Origin of the sequence: Leclercia sp. LSNIH8 (genome assembly GCF_002920195.1) — a bacterium.
Lineage (GTDB): Bacteria > Pseudomonadota > Gammaproteobacteria > Enterobacterales > Enterobacteriaceae > Enterobacter.
Map to the genome: position 1 here is coordinate 64,372 of NZ_PQJY01000001.1, position 16,691 is coordinate 81,062.

Here is a 16,691-nt window from a genome sequence, read left to right on the forward strand (position 1 = left end):
GACTAAGACTTTTTCCTGGTTAGCGGTGTGTTTGTTGCAAAACTGTGGGCAGGTTAACAATTACGCGGGTGCCGCCCTGCGACTCCAGGGTGAACTCGCCGCCCAGGGCGTGCACCCGCTCGCGCATCCCCTGGATGCCGAAGCCGGGGATCTGCTGCGTGCTGAGACCGTTGCCGTTATCCTTAACCTCCAGGCGCAGCTGGTTATCCTGCTCACAGAGCAGGACGCTGACCTCGCTGGCGTTGGCATGTTTGCTGACGTTATTCAGCAGTTCCTGGAGTAATCGATAGAGGGTGAAGACCAGGGTTTCACTCTGCGGCGGGGCGGTAAGCCGGTAGTCAAACCGACACTGAATGCCGCGCTCGGCAAAGGCGAACTCGTTCACCAGGTGGTGCAGGGCCTCGTTCAGGGAGAGCTCGTCCAGTACCGGGGGGCGAAGCTGGCGCAGCAGCTGGCGGGTGGAGTGGTGAATGCGGCGGGCCAGCTCGTTGATCTGCCCGGCGGCCTCTAACGCCTGTGGATTATCTCCCGCCCGTTTCACCAACTGGGACTGGATCTGAATGGCGGTAATGTTCTGCCCAATCTCGTCGTGCAGCTCCCGGGCCAGGTGCTTGCGGGTATCCTCTTCGGTATGGATCAGCTTTTCCGTCAGCTCGCGTCGGGCCTGTAACTCGGCCTCCAGCCGACGTCGATAGTGATCGAGGTTCATCGCCAGATGCTGCTGGCGGCTGATGGCGATCCCCAGCCCAATCCCCAGCAGCGACTGGGTGGCGAGGAAAATCTCCAGCTCCAGCAGATCGCTGAACCCCACCCCGACCTGCCGGGCGATGGTGATCATCATGCTGCCCAGCAGCCCGGAGAGCACGCCCCCCTGCCAGCCGAACTTCCACGCCATCACCACGTTGGGCAGAAACACCACAATCAGCAGCAGCCGCTCCAGGGAGGGGGAGAGCACCATTTGGGTACCGATGCCGATGATAAAAAACAGGCTGCACCAGATGATAAGCGAGGTGCGCAGCGGCGGGTTGCTGGTATCGAGCCCCAGCAGATGGTAGCGATGCTGCTGGCGCAAAAACTCAAACACGAGGTAGACGAACGGCGTCAGTAGCACCCCGCCAGTAAAGGAGGCCAGCACCAGCAGCGTGGCCGGGCTTTCAAGGAACGGCGCCAGGATCAGGGTCTGGAGCAGGGCATTGAGGGTCACTGCCGCGATCAGCAGCGACAGGCGCTGCCAGTAGAGGGGATAGCGGTGCCAGTAGTGCTGCGCCAGCCACGCACTGACGGTGCCCACCAGCGGCACCACCAGCATCAGGTGATGCGTCAGCAACTGTTCGCCGTGCAGCCAGAACATCGCTGCCAGCGGGGGGAGGATCAGCGCTGGCCAGAAGCGGCGCGAGAGCACAATCAACAGCGCCAGATAGACCCCCTGAGGCAAAAACAGCGCCGCCTGCTGCCCGTTGCGGGTGAGGTAAAAACTCAGCGTCCACAGCATCAGCCAGCCGGTGCCCCAGGCCAGCATGATAAACAGCGAGAGGATGAGGTGCCGCAGGGAGCGCCGCATCAGTGGCCAGTCAGCAGCTGGTGATCGAGGGCAAAGTGCACCAGCTCGATAGTGCTGTTGCACTGCAGTTTGCCCAACACGTTGGCGCGATGGACATGGACGGTTTTGTGGCTGAGCTCGAGCTGGAAGGCAATCTCCTTCACGCTTTTGCCCTGGACCAGCAGCTCGAACACCTCTTTCTCGCGCGGGGTCAGCACCGCCAGCGCCTGTGATACCGGCTCACCGCCGCGCAGGGCTTTGACCGCATCGGCGCACAGATAGTGGCCGCCCATGCCCACGGAGCGTACCGCCTGGACCAGCTCTTCCGGGCCGCAGCGCTTGGTAAGATAGCCACTGGCCCCGGCGTCCAGCGCGCTCTGCACAAAGGCGGGAGTGTCGTAGATGCTGAGGATAATGGCACGAAAGCCCGGGCGCTGCTGGCGCAGGCGCTTGAGCAGGCTCAGGCCGTTCTCATCGGGCATGGCGACGTCGAGCACCGCCACGTCAATGGCCTCACGGCTAAGAGTAGGCCAGGCCTCTGCGGCGCTGCTGTACTGGCCTTCCACCACCAGATCGTCTTCCAGATTTAACAGCTGGGCGAATCCGGAACGCACCACCACGTGATCGTCCACCAGCACCACTTTGATCATCTCAGATACCTTTGCGAAGTTATCCGCCTATGATGCCTGTCAATGGGTGGCTGGCAATTGTGCGGCTGCGGTTATGTAACGGATATAACAAAATTGCAATATTGCCGGGTAGCGTTGCGCCTTACCCGGCCTATAAAACCAACAGAAAACCGTCCCACTGCGCCGCCCGGCATAAACCGTGATGATTAATTTGGGCAAAGATTATTTTAAATATATATTAATATTCTCTTGTTTATTATTTGGGTGAATATTGAATTACCTTTCAATCGTTAAATCCTATTCCAGTAATAGCATTCGCCAATAATCTATCTTGACTGCTGTCAACAAACCCGCTCGCCACCCTTTTATGATGATCCCGCTAAAAATATAAAACGAATTCTTCTTATGGATGCTTTTTTCCCGAGGATGGAAAATGAAGAAATTAACCCGTATTGCCTCTCTATGCATTGCAGGCGCGGCGGCCTGTTATCTGGGGTTATCAGGCTACGTCTGGTATCACGATAAAGCCCGTATTCAGGAAAGCGATGTTCAGCTCTCTGCGATAAAAGAAAATAATCAGATTCTGAGTCTGCTCCGTGAGAAAGGATGTGATTATTGCCATACTCCCTCTGCCGCATTACCTTTTTACGCCTCATTTCCGGTAGCGAAACAGCTGATGGAATATGACACCCGCCTTGGTTATAACTCTTTTAATCTGGAAGCGGTGCGCAGCGCATTAATTAATGATCGTGCCGTGTCGCAAAGCGATCTGAATAAAATCGAATGGGTGATGCAGCATCAGACCATGCCGCCGACACGCTATGTCGCGCTGCACTGGGCCGGACAAATGAATGACGATGAGCGCCTGCTGATCCTGGACTGGATTAAAAAGCAGCGTGAAAGCCATTATGCCCGCCTGGACGTGGCGGCTGCCCATCGTAATGAACCGGTGCAGCCGGTGCCGCGGGCGTTACCGGTTGACGCAGCCAAAGTCGCGCTCGGCTTCCGCCTGTATCACGACACCCGTCTCTCCGGGGACAGCACGCTCTCCTGTGCCAGTTGCCATTCCCTGAACGCAGGTGGTGTGGACGGGCGCCAGACCTCCATTGGCGTTAATGGCGCGGTGGGACCGATCAACGCGCCAACGGTCTTTAACGCCACCTTTAACGTAGAGCAGTTCTGGGATGGTCGCGCCGCCGATCTGCAAAAACAGGCCGGTGGTCCGCCGCTGAACCCCATTGAAATGGCCTCGAAATCCTGGGATGACATTATCGCCAAACTGGATGCCGATCCGGCGCTTAAAACAGCCTTTGAAGCGGTCTACCCGCAGGGCTTTAGCAGCGACACCATCACCGATGCCATCGCCGAATATGAAAAAACGCTCATCACCCCGGACGCGCCGTTTGATAAGTGGCTGCGCGGGGATGAAAACGCCCTGACGGCACAGCAAAAGCATGGCTACCAGCTTTTCAAGGAGAACAAATGCGCCACCTGCCACGGCGGGGTGATCCTCGGCGGACGCTCGTTTGAACCGCTGGGGCTGAAAAAAGAGTATGACTTTGGCGAGGTGACGGCAGCGGATATCGGACGCATGAACGTCACTAATGAGGTGCGTGACCGCCTGCGCCAGAAAGTGCCGGGTCTGCGCAACGTGGCCTTAACCGCGCCGTACTTCCACCGCGGGGATGTGCCCTCCCTCGACGAGGCGGTGAAGCTGATGCTGCGCCATCAGGTGGGCACCAGCCTGCCGCAAAACGAGGTGGATGATATTGTCGCCTTCCTCGACAGCCTGACCGGCGTTTATACCCCCTGGCAGCCTCAGGGCCATTAAAGGATGCCATATGCTTGAGGCCCGGAATCTCCGCTGTGAACACAACGACAGAGCGCTATTTAGCGGCCTGTCGTTTGCCGTGCAACCCGGCGACCTGATGCAGGTGACGGGGGAAAACGGTGCGGGGAAAACCACGCTGCTGCGTCTGCTGGCCGGGCTCTCATCGCCGGACAGCGGCGAGGTGCGCTGGCAGGGGAAGCCGCTTTCCGCCGTGCGCGACACCTTTCATTCACAGCTGCTGTGGCTGGGGCATCAGCCGGGGATCAAGGCCCGGCTGACGGCGCGGGAGAATTTACGCTTTTACCATCCGGCGTGCCCCGATGCGGCGCTGCGCCTGGTGGGGCTTAACGGCTATGAAGAGCGTCCCGTCGGCCAGCTCTCTGCCGGACAACAGCGGCGCGTGGCGCTGGCGCGTTTATGGCTAAGCCCCGCCCGGCTGTGGATCCTTGACGAGCCCTTTACGGCGATCGATGCCGCTGGCGTCGCGCTACTGACTCAGCGTCTGGAGCAGCATGCCCGGGCGGGCGGGGCGGCGATCTTTACCAGCCACCAGCCTCCGTGCGGGTTAACCCTGCCGCTGCGGCGGCTTTCACTCAAGGATGACGAGCCATGTTCCTGAAAATCTGCCGGATGGAGCTGTGTGCGGCGTTCCGTCACCGGGGGGAGCTGCTCAATCCGCTGTGGTTTTTTCTGATCGTCATTACCCTGTTTCCGCTCGGGATGGGCCCGGAGCCGCAGATGCTGGCGCGCATCGCTCCCGGTGTAGTGTGGGTGGCGGCGCTGCTGGCCTCGTTGCTGGCGCTGGAGCGTCTGTTCCGGGATGACCTGCAGGATGGCAGCCTTGAGCAACTGATGCTTCTGCCGGTGGCGCTGCCCCTGGCGGTGCTGGCGAAAATCCTCGCCCACTGGCTGGTTGCCGGGCTTCCGCTGCTCCTGCTCTCGCCGCTGGCGGCGCTGCTGTTGGGCATTGATTTCAGCGGCTGGCAGGTGATGGCCGCCACCCTGCTGCCCGGCACCCTGACGCTGAGTTTTATCGGTGCCCCCGCCGTGGCCCTCACGGTTGGCCTCCGGCGGGGCGGGGTGCTGCTGAGCCTGCTGATGCTGCCCTTGACCATTCCGCTGCTTATTTTTGCGACCGCGGCGATGGACGCCGCCGCGCTGCACCTGCCCGTTTCCGGCTATCTGGCCCTTCTCGGGGCGCTGCTGGCAGCCAGCGCCACCCTGAGCCCGTTTGTCACTGCCGCTGCGCTGAGGATCAGCCTGCATTAATCCATTGAGGGATCGCACTATGTGGAAAATGTTTCATCAACTGGCCATGCCGCCCACGCTCTACCGGCTGTGCGGTTATGGTCTCCCCTGGCTTGCCGTCACCAGCGTTGTGGTGCTGGCGACGGGTCTGAGCTGGGGGCTGGCCTTTGCCCCGGCGGATTATCAGCAGGGGGATGGGTATCGCATTATTTATCTCCATGTTCCCTCGGCGATGGGGTCGATGGGGATCTACGCCGCAATGGCGGGAGCGGCCTTTATCGGTCTGGTCTGGCAACTGAAAATGGCAAACCTGGCGGTGGCCGCCATGGCGCCGGTAGGCGCGGTATGCACCTTTATCGCGCTGGTGACCGGGGCCGCATGGGGAAAACCGATGTGGGGCGCATGGTGGGTATGGGATGCCCGGCTCACCTCCGAGCTGGTGCTGCTGTTTCTCTACATGGGGGCGATTGCCCTCTGGTCAGCGATTGACGATCGCCGACAGGCCGGGCGGGCGATGGGCATTCTGGTGCTGATCGGCGTGGTGAACCTGCCGATCATCCACTTCTCGGTTGAGTGGTGGAACACCCTGCATCAGGGCTCAACCCGTATGCAGCAAAGCGTTGCCCCGGCAATGCGCTCCCCGCTGCGCTGGTCGATAGTGGGTTTTCTGCTGCTGTGCGCCACCCTGACGCTGATGCGTCTGCGGACCCTGATTTTGCAGCAGGAGCGCCGCCGCCCCTGGGTCAGGGAGATGATCGCCAGGGGAGGTGCCCAATGAACAGCGCTTTTGCCTCGTGGGCAGACTTTTTCGCCATGGGCGGCTACGCCCTCTACGTCTGGCTGTCGGTGGCCTTCACTTTGGGGCCGCTGGCGCTTCTGGCGCTGGAGAGCTGGCGACAGCACCGGCGGCTGATGCGCGCTATCGCCCGGGAGCAGCGGAGGGAAGATCATGAATCCACGTCGTAAAAATCGGCTACTGATGGCCGGGGTGGTGCTGTGCGGCATGAGCCTGGCCGCCGGGCTGGTGCTCTATGCCCTGAGCGCCAGCATCGATCTGTTCTACACCCCCAAGGAGATCCACTTTGGGAAACGGGAGACCGGCCAACGCCCGGTCGTGGGGCAGCGGCTGCGGGTCGGGGGGATGGTAAAAGCGGGCAGCGTGAAGCGCTCAACCGAGTCGCTGGCGATCGCCTTTAACCTCTACGACGCCCGGAGCGAAATTACGGTGCACTACTCCGGGATCCTGCCCGATCTGTTCCGTGAGGAGCAGGGGGTTGTTGTGCAGGGCGAACTGCTGCCGGGCAACGTGGTGCTGGCGAAAGAGGTGCTGGCGAAGCATGACGAAAACTACACCCCGCCGGAGGTGAAGAAGGCGATGCAGGACAACCATTACCGTGCCGGAAGGGAGGCGTTATGATCCCGGAGGTGGGCAATATCCTGCTCTGTCTGGCGCTGGCGGCGGCGTTGCTGCTGTCGGCCTCTCCGCTGAGCAAAGACAGGCGAATGGCGACGCTGGCGAAAGGGCTGGCGTGGCTGCTTTTTCTCTGCCTGGTGGGCGCCCAGGGGGCGCTGATGTACGCCCTGGCCGTCAATGATTTCAGCGTGATCTACGTGGCGGCGAACTCAGGCAACCAGCTGCCGGTCTGGTACCGGCTGGCCGCGGCATGGGGAGCGCATGAGGGCTCCCTGCTGCTGTGGGTCACGCTGATGAGCGGCTGGACGCTGGCCGTCGCGCTCGCTAGCCACCGGGTGCCGGGGCGTACCGTGACGCGGGTGCTGGCGGTGATGGGGATGATCGGTGCGGGCTTTCTGCTGTTTATCCTCTTTATCTCCAACCCCTTCGCCCGATCCCTGGACTTTGCTCTGGAAGGGCGCGATCTCAACCCGATGTTGCAGGATCCGGGGCTGATCCTGCACCCGCCTCTGCTGTATATGGGCTACGTTGGCTTCTCGGTCTCTTTTGCGTTCGCTATCGCGGCGCTGATCGACGAGCGCTTTGAGCGCGACAGCGCCCGTTTTGCCCGGCCCTGGACGCTGGCGGCGTGGATCTTTCTGACCCTCGGCATTGTGCTGGGGTCAGCGTGGGCCTATTACGAGCTGGGCTGGGGCGGCTGGTGGTTCTGGGATCCGGTGGAAAACGCCTCGCTGATGCCCTGGCTGGTGGGCACCGCGCTGCTGCATTCCCTGCTGGTTACTGACAGGCGCGCCGGTTTTAAAGCCTGGTCGCTGCTGCTGTCGATCTGCGCCTTTTCCCTCTGTCTCCTGGGCACCTTTCTGGTGCGCTCCGGGGTGCTGGTGTCGGTGCATGCCTTTGCCTCCGATCCGGCGCGGGGGCTCTTTATCCTCGCCTTTATCGCCCTGGTGACGGGGGGCGCGCTGCTGCTGTTCGCCCTGCGCGGGCACCGGCTGCGCTCGCGGGTCAACAATGCGCTCTGGTCGCGGGAGTCCCTGCTTTCAGGCAACAATGTGCTGCTGATGGCTGCCATGCTGGTGGTGCTGCTTGGCACGCTCTTTCCGCTGGTGCATAAACAGCTCGGGCTGGGCTCGATCTCCGTTGGTGAGCCCTTTTTTAATACGCTTTTTGTGGCGTTAATGGTCCCCTTTGCCCTGCTGATGGGGCTGGGCCCGCTGGTGCGCTGGGGCCGGGATCGCCCCGGGAACCTGGCGCGCCTGCTGGCAGGTATCGCGGTGGCAACGTTATGCGTCAGCCTGCTTTTACCTTGGCTGTTGCAGGGGCGGGTGGTGTGGCTGGCAGCGCTGGGCGTGGCTATCGCCTTTCTGATTACCAGTCTGACCCTGGCGGCAGTGCTGCGCTGGCGGGCGGCGGGCCGCCCTCTGTCACCCCGCCAGTGGGGCATGGTGCTGGCGCACCTCGGCGTGGCGGTCACGGTGGTCGGGATTGCCTTCAGCCAGAATTACAGTATCCAGCGCGATGTCAGAATGCAGGCCGGGGAGAACGTTCACATCGGCGATTACCGCTTTACCTTCAACGGGGTGAAAGCCACCGTCGGGCCGAACTGGCGCGGTACGGTAGGGGGGATTGCCGTCTCCCGTGACGGAGAACCGGTCACCGTCCTGCTGGCGGAAAAACGCTATTACGGCGAGCGGATGGTGATGACCGAGGCGGCGATCGATGGCGGTTTTACGCGGGATCTCTATGCCGCGCTGGGCGAAGAGCTTGACGACGGGGCGTGGGCGCTGCGCCTGTATATCAAACCCTTTGTGCGCTGGATCTGGGCCGGTGGCCTGCTGATGGCCCTTGGCGGCGGGCTATGCCTGGTGCGCGGTCGTTCACGGGAGGGCGCATGATGCGCAAACTCTATATTCTGCCGCTGGCGTTGTTCCTGTTATTAGCGCTCGCCCTGTTCTGGCAGCTGGCGCGCAATGCCCGGGGTGACGATCCTACCGCGCTGGAGTCGGTGCGGATAGGGAAGCCGCTGCCCGCGTTCAGCCTGCCGGCGTTGAGGGCACCCGAGGAACGGGTTTCATCGACAACCCTGGCGCAGCGCGGCCCGTTGCTGCTTAACGTCTGGGCCACCTGGTGCCCGACCTGTCGGGCCGAACATCAGTTTCTTAACCGGCTGGCCGGGCAGGGGGTGCGGATTGTCGGCCTGAACTATAAGGACGATCGACAGCAGGCGATCAACTGGCTGCGCGATCTGGCCGATCCCTATGCCCAGAATCTGTTTGATGGCGACGGCATGGCCGGGCTGGAGCTTGGTGTATACGGCGCGCCGGAAACCTTTCTGATTGATGGGCAGGGGATCGTGCGCTATCGCCACATTGGGGCGCTGGATGCGCATGTATGGCAGGAGAAGCTGCAACCCCTGTGGTTACAAGCTGTCCGGGAGACGACACCATGAGAATCGTTCTGTTTATGCTGCTGCTGGCGGCCTCAGCGCTTGCCAGCGCCAGCGGTGAAGTGATGACCTTTCGCGATGCGGAGCAGGAGCAGGCGTATCGCCAGCTGACGGCGCAGCTGCGCTGCCCGAAATGCCAGAACAACAGCATTGCCGACTCCAGCGCAATGATTGCCGTCGACATGCGCCAGAAAGTATATGACCTGCTGCAGGCGGGGAACAGTCCGCAGCAGGTGGTCGATTATATGGTGGCGCGGTACGGCAACTTTGTAACTTACGATCCGCCGCTCACCCCCTTCACCGCGCTGCTGTGGCTGCTGCCAGCGGCAGTGGTGGTGGCCGGATGCGGGGCGATTTACGCCCGCTCGCGCAAGCGCGTGTCGACCGCACCACAGCCACCGCAGCCGGAGAGGACCGCCGCGCCGCGCAATCTCTGGTGGCTGACGCCCTGCGTGGCGCTGGCGCTGGGGATCGGCGTGTACAGCTATCTGCATACCGGCGGCTACCGGCAGGTGATGCAGATGCAGGCGGCGGCGGCCGCTACGCCCGCCCTGCTGGCACGGCTGGAAAACCCGCGCGCCGCGCCGCTGGATCTGGCCGAGCTGCGCCAGCTGGAGCTGGGATTGCGCACCCGGTTGCTGCAGGGAGAGGGAGACCGCCAGCAGTCGATAGTGCTGTCGCGCATTGCCGCCCTGCTGGCGACAGAGGAGTCTGACTAAGCCAGATTTGGTATTTGCAATGCCGAATTTTTTCTAAAAACGATTCGGCATTAACGATGCTTTTTAATTCCTTTATCAAAATTCTCGCCGCGGAAATACTGCCTCCATAACAACAGAGGGGAGCAGACACCATGGCAATTTCATCGCGTTTTTCATTACTCGGCGCTCTGGCGCTGTGGGTATTCCAGGCGCAGGCGGTGGACGTCACCGTCGCGTATCAAACCTCCGCTGAGCCCGCAAAAGTGGCCCAGGCGGATAAAACCTTTGAGAAAACGAGCGGCGCCAACGTGGACTGGCGTAAGTTCGACAGCGGCGCGGCCATCGTGCGGGCGCTGGCCTCCGGCGACGTGCAGATTGGCAATCTCGGCTCCAGCCCGCTGGCGGTCGCCGCCAGTCAGCAGGTACCCATTGAAGTCTTCCTGCTGGCCTCGCAGCTCGGTAATTCCGAAGCGCTGGTGGTGAAGAAAAACATCACTAAGCCAGACGATCTGATCGGCAAACGCATCGCGGTGCCCTTTATCTCCACTACCCATTACAGCCTGCTCGCGGCCCTGAAACACTGGGGGATCAAGCCGGGGCAGGTGGAGATCATCAACCTGCAACCCCCGGCGATCATCGCCGCCTGGCAGCGTGGCGATATTGATGGAGCTTACGTCTGGTCGCCTGCGGTGAACGAGCTGGAGAAAGACGGCAGCGTGCTGACCGACTCCGCCCAGGTGGGCCAGTGGGGATCGCCAACCCTCGACGTGTGGGTGGTGCGTAAAGACTTCGCCGAGAAACACCCGGAAGTGGTGAAAGCCTTCGCCAGAAGCGCCATCGACGCTCAGCAGCCCTACATTGCCAACCCGGATGCGTGGCTGAAACAGCCCGCCAATATCGAAAAACTGGCCGCCTGAGCGGGGTGCCGGAAGCCGACGTGCCGGGTCTGGTAAAAGGCAATACCTACCTGACGCCTGCCCAGCAGCTGCAGCAGCTGTCAGGCCCGGTGAATAAAGCGATTGTTGATACCGCAGGCTTCCTGAAAGAGCAGGGCAAAGTGCCCGCGGTGGCGGCGGACTATAGCCAGTACGTGACCGATCGCTTTGTGAAGTAAGGGGGACCGGATGCTGAATATTACAAATCTCCACGCCGATTACGCTGGCAAGCCTGCGCTGGAGGATATCAACCTGACGCTGGACAGCGGCGAGCTGCTGGTGGTGCTCGGCCCGTCCGGCTGCGGGAAGACCACGCTGCTGAATCTGATCGCCGGGTTTGTACCTTATCAGCATGGCGCTATCCAGCTGGCAGGGAAAAAGGTAGTGGGACCCGGTGCCGAGCGCGGTGTGGTCTTTCAGAACGAAGGGTTGCTGCCCTGGCGTAACGTGCAGGAGAACGTCGCCTTCGGCCTGCAGCTGGCGGGCGAATCACGGGAAGCACGGCTGGCGATTGCCCGCGACATGCTGAAAAAGGTGGGGCTGGAGGGGGCGGAAAAACGCTTTATCTGGCAGCTCTCCGGCGGGCAACGTCAGCGCGTCGGTATCGCCCGGGCGCTGGCAGCCAATCCGCAGCTATTGCTGCTGGACGAACCCTTCGGGGCGCTGGACGCCTTTACTCGCGAGCAGATGCAAACCCTGCTGCTGCGCCTGTGGCATGAGACCGGCAAGCAGGTGCTACTCATCACCCACGACATCGAAGAAGCAGTGTTTATGGCCACCGAGCTGGTGCTGCTCTCGCCGGGGCCGGGACGGGTGCTGGAGCGTCTGCCGCTCAACTTTGCCCGCCGCTTCGTGGCGGGCGAGCCGGTGCGCAGCATCAAGTCCGACCCCGATTTTATTGCCCGGCGCGAATATGTGCTGAGCCGCGTGTTTGAACAGCGGGAGGCCTTCTCATGAGCATTGTGGTGAATGACAAAACCGCGCGCAAACGGCTGATCCTGCGCTGGCCCTTTTCCCGTTCGTTGACGCTCAGCGTCACCACCTTGCTGGTGTTGCTTGCGGTGTGGTGGGCAGTGGCGGCGGCACAGTGGATAAGCCCGCTGTTCCTGCCGCCGCCGGGCCAGGTGCTGGTGAAACTCTTTACCATCGCCGGTCCGCAGGGGTTTATGGATGCCACCCTGTGGCAGCATCTGGCGGCCAGCCTGGGACGCATTCTGGTGGCCCTGCTGGCGGCGACGATCGTCGGGATCCCGGTGGGCATCGCGATGGGTTTAAGCCCGACGGTGCGGGGCATTCTCGATCCGCTGATTGAGCTTTATCGCCCGGTGCCGCCGCTGGCGTATTTACCGCTGATGGTGATCTGGTTTGGCATCGGCGAGACCTCAAAGATCCTGCTGATCTACCTGGCAATTTTCGCCCCGGTGGCGATGTCGGCGGTGGCGGGGGTCAAAAGCGCCCAGCAGGTGCGGATCCGCGCGGCGCAGTCGCTGGGGGCCAGCCGTGCCCAGGTGCTGTGGTTTGTGATTTTGCCCGGCGCGCTGCCGGAGATCCTGACCGGGCTGCGCATCGGCCTCGGCGTCGGCTGGTCAACGCTGGTGGCGGCTGAGCTGATCGCCGCCACGCGCGGATTAGGCTTTATGGTCCAGTCGGCGGGGGAGTTCCTGGCGACGGACGTGGTGCTGGCAGGGATCGCGGTGATCGCCGTGATCGCCTTCGGATTAGAACTGGGGCTGCGCGCGCTACAGCGTCGCCTGACGCCCTGGCATGGAGAGATACAATGAGTGAACGTCTGACCATTACCCCGCTGGGGCCGTACATTGGCGCGCAGATTTCCGGCCTGGATGTGACCCGCCCATTAAGCGATAACCAGTTTGAGCAGCTCTATCACGCGGTGCTGCGCCATCAGGTGGTGTTCCTGCGCGAGCAGGCGGTGACGCCCCAGCAGCAGCGCGCCCTGGCGCTGCGGTTTGGCGATCTGCATATTCACCCGGTCTATCCCCATGCCGAGGGCGTGGAGGAGATCATCGTGCTGGATACCCATAACGATAATCCACCGGATAACGACAACTGGCACACCGATGTCACCTTTATTGAGACCCCGCCCGCCGGGGCGATCCTCGCGGCGAAACAGCTGCCGGAAAGCGGAGGGGACACGCTGTGGGCCAGCGGAATTGCCGCCTTCGAGGCGTTATCCGCCCCGTTCCAGCAGCTGCTGAGCGGCCTGCGGGCGGAGCATGATTTCAAAAAATCGTTCCAGGAGTATAAGTACCGTAAAACGGAAGAGGAGCATCAGCGCTGGCGCGAGGCCGTTGCAAAACACCCGCCGCTGCTGCACCCGGTGGTGCGCACCCATCCGGTGAGCGGCAAACAGGCGCTGTTTGTCAACGAAGGCTTCACCACGCGGATTGTTGACCTGAGCGAGAAAGAGAGCGAGGCGCTGCTGGGGTTCCTGTTTGCGCATATCACTAAGCCTGAGTTCCAGGTGCGCTGGCGCTGGCAGGAGAACGATCTGGCGATCTGGGATAACCGGGTGACCCAGCATTACGCCAATGCCGATTACCTGCCGCAGCGGCGGATAATGCATCGGGCAACGATTTTAGGGGATAAACCATTTTATCGTGCCCCATGACAGAGGCACCCGTAGGCCCGGTAAGGCGAAGCCGCCACCGGGCGCTACAAATGGGCTTCGATATACCGCTGATAACGGCTGGCTTTCAGATAACACAAATCCACCAGCACCAGCCCGTCCACGCAGTTGTTGAACGCCGGGTCGCTGCCAAAATCGATAAACTGCACGCCGCCGGGCTCGCACAGCTCGGAATATTGCTTGTACAGCGGCGGGATGCCGCACCCCAGATTGCCAAGCAGTGACTTCAGCCGGGTCAGATCCTCCACGTAATCTTCACCACCAAACTGCGCCAGCACGTCGGGCAATGAGGCGGGATACGGTCGGCGCGAGGTCGCCAGCGGATGAGTGGCCGGGAACCAGAGCCGGTAAAAGGCCACCAGCAGATCCCGCGCCGCAGGCGGTAATCCGCCGGAGATGGAGACCGGCCCGAACAGGTAGCGGTAGTGCGGATAGCGCGCCAGATACGCGCCAATGCCGGACCACAGGTAGTCGAGCCCGCGGCGTCCCCAGTAGCGCGGCTGAATAAAGCTGCGTCCCAGTTCAATCCCGTGCTCCAGGATCTCATCCATGTCGTCGCCGTAGTGAAACAGACTGTGGCTGTAGAGCGCATCCCGTCCCTGCAAGGCGGTCGGCATAAAGCGGTAGGCGCCGACAATCTCCAGATCGTCGTCATCCCATAAAATCAGGTGCAGATAGTCATCGTCATAGCGATCGGTATCGCGTCGTTTACCGCTGCCTTCGGCCACGGCGCGAAAAGCAATTTCCCGCAGGCGGCCCAGCTCGCGCAGGATCGGCGCCTCTTCCTGGCCGTTGCGCTGCCACAGATAGATGCTTTTGCCATCGGCGGTGGTGCCCAGACACTCCGCCTGCGCCAGCTCGCGCTTCAGGGTCGCCCGATCTTCCGGGCGGGCAATGGCGGACTCTGTTTTGAACACGCCCGGCAGCCCCTTGCCGAGGCGCAGTACATGCTGGCGGCACTGCTCGGCCATCTCACGGGCGGAGAGCGTAGGGCTGTACCAGTGGTGCCAGCCGATCTGCTGACCGATTTTCACCGGCAGGCGGCTGTGGCGACGACGAAACATCTGCTGCATCAGCAGCAGCATCGACAGCTGCGGCGAGAGCAAGGTGCTGGCATAAAACAGCAGGCTGTTGCGGGCGTGGATATGGACCGGCAGCAGCGGGGCGCGGAATTTCCCCGCCAGCTTGATAAAGCCGGGTTGCCACTTTTTATCGCGGATCCCGGTGCGCGTGGGGCGGGAGACTTCCCCGGCCGGGAAGAAGATCAGTACCCCACCATTTTGCAGGTGCAGCTCCATCAGGGTGAACGAGGATTTTGCCGTCCGTCCGCCCATATTATCCACCGGAATAAACAGCGAGCTTAACGGCGCCAGATGCGTCAGCATGCGGTTGGTCACCACTTTCACATCCCGGCGCACCCGGGAGATGGCATACAGCAGCGCCAGCCCGTCCAGCGTACCGGTGGGGTGGTTCGCGATAACAATCAGCGGGCCGTGGGCGGGTATCTGTTCGAGGTCGTGAGCCGGAATGGTACAGAGGATATCAAGATGGTCCAGAACCTGTTCCACCATATCGAGCCCTTTCAGGTGACGGTGGTCGGCGGCAAACTGCTGAAACTCCTCTTCGTGTAAGAGCTTCTTTAACAGGCTTTTTTGCCAGGGTGCAGGTTTTGCCTGCGGCCAAAGGTCATCGAGAACGCTGTCGAGACTAAACATGGTGGCTTCTCCTCCTGTTCTGCTGAGACAGTAGAAGCGCCAGATGTCGATTGTATTGCAGAGGAGTGAAGCTTGTGTTGTGGGCCCGTAGGCCGGGTAAGGCGAAGCCGCCACCCGGCATTACGGATTAACGCAGAATTTTCTTCTCGGCCAGATCCAGCGCGAAGTAGCTGAAGATCAGATCCGCGCCGGCGCGTTTGATCGCCCCCAGGCTTTCAAGGATCACTTTCTCTTCGTCGATCGCCCCCGCCTGGGCGGCGAATTTGATCATCGCGTACTCGCCGCTCACCTGATAGGCGCCCAGCGGCAGCTCGGTGCGCTCGCGAATATCGCGCAGGATATCCAGATATGCGCCAGCCGGTTTCACCATCAGGCAGTCAGCACCCTGCGCTTCGTCGAGCAGCGATTCACGGATCGCTTCGCGGCGGTTCAGCGGGTTCATCTGGTAGGTTTTGCGATCGCCCTTCAGCGCGGTGCCCGCCGCTTCACGGAACGGACCGTAGAAGGAGGAGGCGAATTTGGTGGAGTAGGACATGATTGCGGTATCGGTGAAGCCCGCGGCGTCCAGCGCCTGACGAATGGCCTGCACCTGGCCGTCCATTGCGGCAGACGGCGCGATAAAGTCCGCGCCTGCGGCGGCAGCCACTACGGCCTGTTTGCCCAGGTTCTCCAGGGTGGCATCGTTATCCACGCCGTGATCGCACAGCACGCCGCAGTGACCGTGGGAGGTATATTCGCAGAAGCAGGTGTCGGACATGACGATCATCTCTGGCACCGCCTGTTTGGCGATGCGCGACATACGCGCCACCAGACCGTCCTCTTTCCAGGCATCGCTGCCGGTGGCATCAGTATGGTGGGAGATGCCGAAGGTCATGATTGAGCGGATGCCTGCGTTGGCAATGCGTTCGATTTCGCGCGCCAGATGCTTCTCAGGGATGCGCATCACGCCCGGCATGGCGTCGATGGCTTTGTAGTCGTCGATCTCTTCTTCAACAAAAATCGGCAACACCAGATCGTTCAGGGACAGGGTTGTCTCTTCAAATAATGCGCGCAACGCCGGGGTTTTGCGCAGGCGACGGGGACGAGCAATTAAATCGGTCATGATATGCCTGAGGTAGTGAATCAAAGAGGAACAGTGTACCTGAAATGCAGCCGGACTGTTTTACTAAAGTTGTCGTTTAGGTAGAGAATGCAGGGTGGTGGGAGCGGTATTATTTATGGCTTTATATTTTACACCTTGAAATAAGTTTACATTATAAAATCTCGCGATAATTACTGGAACCTGGATATAGGTATCCCTGGTAATATCCTAATCCTTCTCATTGTTTTTTATAAACGCTCTTATTATTTATATATTATATTTCTTATTCCCTTTTATTTAATAATTCCCGATGATCTTTCGCCTTGTGTTTCTTTTCTTTCGATTGAATTTAAGTTTCTGTTATTTATAGTTTTTATTATTATTTTTTATATTTTAAAAAGTGCCTGGCTTATATTGTCTGTTTTCGGACATAATTGCTACATTCATTGAACTATTTTCTTCAGGGACTGCATAATTCTCCTCGCAATATATTTGCACTGTATTTAC

At 60.7% G+C, this 16,691-nt stretch carries 16 protein-coding genes and 1 pseudogene; 13 read left to right on the plus strand and 4 right to left on the minus strand.

Going from position 1 to position 16,691, the window contains the following annotated elements; translation table 11 throughout:
- Positions 1 to 19: 19 nt before the first annotated feature.
- Both C3406_RS00315 and C3406_RS00320 read right to left on the minus strand, forming a co-directional pair.
- On the minus strand, positions 20 to 1,561 hold the full coding sequence (locus tag C3406_RS00315) for an MASE1 domain-containing sensor histidine kinase (protein WP_103823982.1): 1,542 nt from the start codon (positions 1,559 to 1,561) through the stop codon (positions 20 to 22).
- The gene (locus C3406_RS00320) at positions 1,561 to 2,190 is read right to left on the minus strand and encodes a response regulator transcription factor (RefSeq protein WP_103823983.1); all 630 of its coding nucleotides are present in this window, start codon (positions 2,188 to 2,190) and stop codon (positions 1,561 to 1,563) included. Before C3406_RS00320 ends, C3406_RS00315 begins: the two co-directional genes overlap by 1 nt.
- A gap of 412 nt (positions 2,191 to 2,602) precedes the next feature.
- On the opposite strand from C3406_RS00320, the gene C3406_RS00325 reads away from it, so the two are divergent.
- The 13 genes and pseudogenes from C3406_RS00325 (at position 2,603) to tauD (ending at position 13,370) form a co-directional block, all read left to right on the plus strand.
- Positions 2,603 to 4,000: a cytochrome c peroxidase gene (locus tag C3406_RS00325; protein WP_103823984.1), complete on the plus strand. Its 1,398-nt coding sequence runs from the start codon at positions 2,603 to 2,605 to the stop codon at positions 3,998 to 4,000.
- Between the two features lie 10 nt (positions 4,001 to 4,010).
- The gene (gene ccmA / locus C3406_RS00330) at positions 4,011 to 4,619 is read left to right on the plus strand and encodes a cytochrome c biogenesis heme-transporting ATPase CcmA (protein WP_103823985.1); all 609 of its coding nucleotides are present in this window, start codon (positions 4,011 to 4,013) and stop codon (positions 4,617 to 4,619) included.
- On the plus strand, positions 4,610 to 5,269 hold the full coding sequence (ccmB, locus tag C3406_RS00335) for a heme exporter protein CcmB (RefSeq protein WP_103823986.1): 660 nt from the start codon (positions 4,610 to 4,612) through the stop codon (positions 5,267 to 5,269). Before ccmA ends, ccmB begins: the two co-directional genes overlap by 10 nt.
- Before the next feature lie 19 nt (positions 5,270 to 5,288).
- Positions 5,289 to 6,026: a heme ABC transporter permease gene (locus C3406_RS00340; protein WP_103823987.1), complete on the plus strand. Its 738-nt coding sequence runs from the start codon at positions 5,289 to 5,291 to the stop codon at positions 6,024 to 6,026.
- Positions 6,023 to 6,214: a heme exporter protein CcmD gene (gene ccmD / locus C3406_RS00345; RefSeq protein ID WP_103823988.1), complete on the plus strand. Its 192-nt coding sequence runs from the start codon at positions 6,023 to 6,025 to the stop codon at positions 6,212 to 6,214. The genes C3406_RS00340 and ccmD overlap by 4 nt, the downstream gene beginning before the upstream one ends.
- Positions 6,198 to 6,665: a cytochrome c maturation protein CcmE gene (gene ccmE, locus C3406_RS00350; RefSeq protein WP_103823989.1), complete on the plus strand. Its 468-nt coding sequence runs from the start codon at positions 6,198 to 6,200 to the stop codon at positions 6,663 to 6,665. Before ccmD ends, ccmE begins: the two co-directional genes overlap by 17 nt.
- Positions 6,662 to 8,557, plus strand: a complete 1,896-nt coding sequence (locus C3406_RS00355; protein WP_103823990.1) for a heme lyase CcmF/NrfE family subunit — start codon at positions 6,662 to 6,664, stop codon at positions 8,555 to 8,557. Before ccmE ends, C3406_RS00355 begins: the two co-directional genes overlap by 4 nt.
- Positions 8,554 to 9,111, plus strand: a complete 558-nt coding sequence (locus C3406_RS00360; RefSeq protein ID WP_103823991.1) for a DsbE family thiol:disulfide interchange protein — start codon at positions 8,554 to 8,556, stop codon at positions 9,109 to 9,111. The genes C3406_RS00355 and C3406_RS00360 overlap by 4 nt, the downstream gene beginning before the upstream one ends.
- Positions 9,108 to 9,827, plus strand: coding sequence for a cytochrome c-type biogenesis protein (locus C3406_RS00365; protein WP_103823992.1), 720 nt, complete (start codon positions 9,108 to 9,110; stop codon positions 9,825 to 9,827). The genes C3406_RS00360 and C3406_RS00365 overlap by 4 nt, the downstream gene beginning before the upstream one ends.
- Before the next feature lie 131 nt (positions 9,828 to 9,958).
- Positions 9,959 to 10,920 (plus strand): annotated as a pseudogene (gene tauA / locus C3406_RS00370) (taurine ABC transporter substrate-binding protein).
- Positions 10,921 to 10,930: 10 nt separating this feature from the next.
- Positions 10,931 to 11,698, plus strand: coding sequence for a taurine ABC transporter ATP-binding subunit (gene tauB, locus C3406_RS00375; RefSeq protein ID WP_103823993.1), 768 nt, complete (start codon positions 10,931 to 10,933; stop codon positions 11,696 to 11,698).
- Positions 11,695 to 12,522 (plus strand): taurine ABC transporter permease TauC, encoded by an 828-nt coding sequence (tauC, locus tag C3406_RS00380; RefSeq protein WP_103823994.1) that lies wholly within the window; start codon positions 11,695 to 11,697, stop codon positions 12,520 to 12,522. The genes tauB and tauC overlap by 4 nt, the downstream gene beginning before the upstream one ends.
- Positions 12,519 to 13,370 carry a taurine dioxygenase gene (gene tauD, locus C3406_RS00385; RefSeq protein WP_103823995.1) on the plus strand — a complete coding sequence of 284 codons (852 nt, stop codon included), beginning with the start codon at positions 12,519 to 12,521 and terminating at the stop codon, positions 13,368 to 13,370. The genes tauC and tauD overlap by 4 nt, the downstream gene beginning before the upstream one ends.
- 44 nt (positions 13,371 to 13,414) lie before the next feature.
- Here the strand turns inward: tauD and olsF are convergent, their stop codons facing one another.
- Complete coding sequence (olsF, locus tag C3406_RS00390) at positions 13,415 to 15,103, minus strand: bifunctional ornithine lipid synthase OlsF (RefSeq protein ID WP_103823996.1); 1,689 nt, start codon at positions 15,101 to 15,103, stop codon at positions 13,415 to 13,417.
- A 127-nt stretch (positions 15,104 to 15,230) separates the two neighbouring features.
- Positions 15,231 to 16,205, minus strand: coding sequence for a porphobilinogen synthase (gene hemB, locus C3406_RS00395; protein ID WP_103823997.1), 975 nt, complete (start codon positions 16,203 to 16,205; stop codon positions 15,231 to 15,233).
- Positions 16,206 to 16,691 lie beyond the last annotated feature (486 nt).

Coding starts and splice junctions, on each gene's coding strand:
- C3406_RS00315 (WP_103823982.1), bottom strand. CDS start 1,561: ATGCGGCGCTCCCTGCGGCACCTCATCCTCTCGCTGTTTATCATGCTG.
- C3406_RS00320 (WP_103823983.1), bottom strand. CDS start 2,190: ATGATCAAAGTGGTGCTGGTGGACGATCACGTGGTGGTGCGTTCCGGA.
- C3406_RS00325 (WP_103823984.1), top strand. CDS start 2,603: ATGAAGAAATTAACCCGTATTGCCTCTCTATGCATTGCAGGCGCGGCG.
- ccmA (WP_103823985.1), top strand. CDS start 4,011: ATGCTTGAGGCCCGGAATCTCCGCTGTGAACACAACGACAGAGCGCTA.
- ccmB (WP_103823986.1), top strand. CDS start 4,610: ATGTTCCTGAAAATCTGCCGGATGGAGCTGTGTGCGGCGTTCCGTCAC.
- C3406_RS00340 (WP_103823987.1), top strand. CDS start 5,289: ATGTGGAAAATGTTTCATCAACTGGCCATGCCGCCCACGCTCTACCGG.
- ccmD (WP_103823988.1), top strand. CDS start 6,023: ATGAACAGCGCTTTTGCCTCGTGGGCAGACTTTTTCGCCATGGGCGGC.
- ccmE (WP_103823989.1), top strand. CDS start 6,198: ATGAATCCACGTCGTAAAAATCGGCTACTGATGGCCGGGGTGGTGCTG.
- C3406_RS00355 (WP_103823990.1), top strand. CDS start 6,662: ATGATCCCGGAGGTGGGCAATATCCTGCTCTGTCTGGCGCTGGCGGCG.
- C3406_RS00360 (WP_103823991.1), top strand. CDS start 8,554: ATGATGCGCAAACTCTATATTCTGCCGCTGGCGTTGTTCCTGTTATTA.
- C3406_RS00365 (WP_103823992.1), top strand. CDS start 9,108: ATGAGAATCGTTCTGTTTATGCTGCTGCTGGCGGCCTCAGCGCTTGCC.
- tauB (WP_103823993.1), top strand. CDS start 10,931: ATGCTGAATATTACAAATCTCCACGCCGATTACGCTGGCAAGCCTGCG.
- tauC (WP_103823994.1), top strand. CDS start 11,695: ATGAGCATTGTGGTGAATGACAAAACCGCGCGCAAACGGCTGATCCTG.
- tauD (WP_103823995.1), top strand. CDS start 12,519: ATGAGTGAACGTCTGACCATTACCCCGCTGGGGCCGTACATTGGCGCG.
- olsF (WP_103823996.1), bottom strand. CDS start 15,103: ATGTTTAGTCTCGACAGCGTTCTCGATGACCTTTGGCCGCAGGCAAAA.
- hemB (WP_103823997.1), bottom strand. CDS start 16,205: ATGACCGATTTAATTGCTCGTCCCCGTCGCCTGCGCAAAACCCCGGCG.